General features: G+C 65.7%; 1 rRNA gene. It reads right to left on the bottom strand.

From position 1 onward, the window contains the following. Window positions 1-1,329 (bottom strand): 16S ribosomal RNA (locus DW151_RS10385); the annotation flags it as partial.

Raw genomic sequence — 1,329 nt, 5'->3', positions numbered from 1 at the left:
CGGTTGGGCCGGCGACTTCGGGTGCAGACGACTCGGGTGGTGTGACGGGCGGTGTGTACAAGGCCCGGGAACGCATTCACCGCGGCATGCTGATCCGCGATTACTAGCAACTCCGACTTCATGGGGGCGGGTTGCAGCCCCCAATCCGAACTGGGGCCGGCTTTCCGGGATCCGCTCCCCCTCGCGGGGTGGCATCCCTCTGTACCGGCCATTGTAGCACGTGTGCAGCCCAGGGCATAAGGGGCATGATGACTTGACGTCGTCCCCGCCCTCCTCCGCCTTGACGGCGGCGGTCCCGCGTGGGTTCCCGGCATCACCCGATGGCAACACGCGGCGGGGGTTGCGCTCGTTGCGGGACTTAACCCAACATCTCACGACACGAGCTGACGACAGCCATGCACCACCTGTATGGGCTCCTCTCGGCCACGGGGTCTCCCCCGCTTCACCCATATGTCAAGCCCTGGTAAGGTTCTTCGCGTTGCTTCGAATTAAGCCACATGCTCCGCTGCTTGTGCGGGCCCCCGTCAATTCCTTTGAGTTTTAGCCTTGCGGCCGTACTCCCCAGGCGGGACGCTTAATGCGTTGGCTGCGGCACGGGGGGATCGTCCCCCCACACCTAGCGTCCATCGTTTACGGCTGGGACTACCAGGGTATCTAATCCTGTTCGCTCCCCCAGCTTTCGCGCCTCAGCGTCGGTCTCGGCCCAGAGGGCCGCCTTCGCCACCGGTGTTCCACCCGATATCTGCGCATTCCACCGCTACACCGGGTGTTCCACCCTCCCCTACCGGACCCAAGCCGCGGAGGTTCCGGGGGCTTCGGGGGGTTGAGCCCCCCGCTTCGACCCCCGGCCTGCCGGGCCGCCTACGCGCGCTTTACGCCCAATGAATCCGGATAACGCTCGCCCCCTACGTATTACCGCGGCTGCTGGCACGTAGTTAGCCGGGGCTTCTTCTGCAGGTACAGTCTTGACTCTTCCCTGCTGAAAGCGGTTTACGACCCGAAGGCCTCCGTCCCGCACGCGGCGTCGCTGCGTCAGGGTTCCCCCCATTGCGCAAGATTCCCCACTGCTGCCTCCCGTAGGAGTCTGGGCCGTGTCTCAGTCCCAATCTGGCCGGTCGGTCTCTCAACCCGGCTACCCGTTGTCGGCACGGTGGGCCGTCACCCCGCCGTCTACCTGATGGGCCGCGGAGCCATCCCCTCCCGTCGGGGCTTTAGCCGGGGTGCCATGCGGCACCCCGGGGTATCCGGTATTACCCGTCCTTTCGGGCGGCTATCCCGGGGGAGGGGGCAGGTTCTCCACGTGTTACTCAGCCGTTCGCCACTCGCTTC

The sequence above is a fragment of the Collinsella sp. AM13-34 genome (genome assembly GCF_003473055.1).
Lineage (GTDB): Bacteria > Actinomycetota > Coriobacteriia > Coriobacteriales > Coriobacteriaceae > Collinsella.
Note: the sequence above shows the minus strand (reverse complement) of the source record. Positions and strands in the feature narration are given on the sequence as shown.